Here is a 538-nt window from a genome sequence, read left to right as displayed (position 1 = left end):
GAGGCGTTTTTCGTTTCTTTCTTTTCATTGAAGGTTTGGGCTGCGAAGTTGCAAACTTCGCTGAGCGGGGTGTTTTCCCTAAAGGACCTAAATAAAATGTTATGAATTCAAAGATCATAGAAGAAATAGTTGCATTGATTCCTGAAATTTTTCATCCTAAAAAAAGAGAAATAACAAGAGATTTGGAATTAGAAGAAGATTTAGGAATTACTGGAGATGACGCAGACGAAATACTATCCATATTTGCTGAAAGATTTAATGTCGATATCAAAGAATTTAATTCAAAGGATTATTTTCTTGAAGAAGGAGTTGATCTTATTGGAGCTTTAAAATCTTGGCTGTTAGGTTCTAAAATCAAAAAAGAAGGCCGGAAACGTTTAACCATAGGAGATCTTGAGGAAGCTGTGAAAAAAGGAAAGTTAAAGTGATAAAGAGCCCCGCTCAACGAAGTATCGCATGCTCTGCGAAGTTTGCAACCTTAATATTAAAGGTCTTGAATATTTATATGGAAATCCTGAGCCACAAGATTTTAGTGGTA

The 538-nt window shown here is 34.9% G+C and carries 1 protein-coding gene; it reads left to right on the top strand.

Going from position 1 to position 538, the window contains the following annotated elements:
* Positions 1 to 101: 101 nt before the first annotated feature.
* A complete protein-coding gene (locus tag ED312_RS23105) occupies positions 102 to 428 on the top strand; it encodes a DUF1493 family protein (protein WP_123218391.1) in 327 nt (108 codons plus the stop codon).
* Positions 429 to 538: the final 110 nt, after the last annotated feature.

This window comes from Sinomicrobium pectinilyticum (genome assembly GCF_003725735.1).
Taxonomy (GTDB): Bacteria; Bacteroidota; Bacteroidia; order Flavobacteriales; family Flavobacteriaceae; genus Sinomicrobium; species Sinomicrobium pectinilyticum.
Note: the sequence above shows the minus strand (reverse complement) of the source record. Positions and strands in the feature narration are given on the sequence as shown.

What these genes read in the sequence shown, in the direction of transcription:
- ED312_RS23105 (WP_123218391.1), top strand. Translation starts at nt 102, where the DNA reads ATGAATTCAAAGATCATAGAAGAAATAGTTGCATTGATTCCTGAAATT.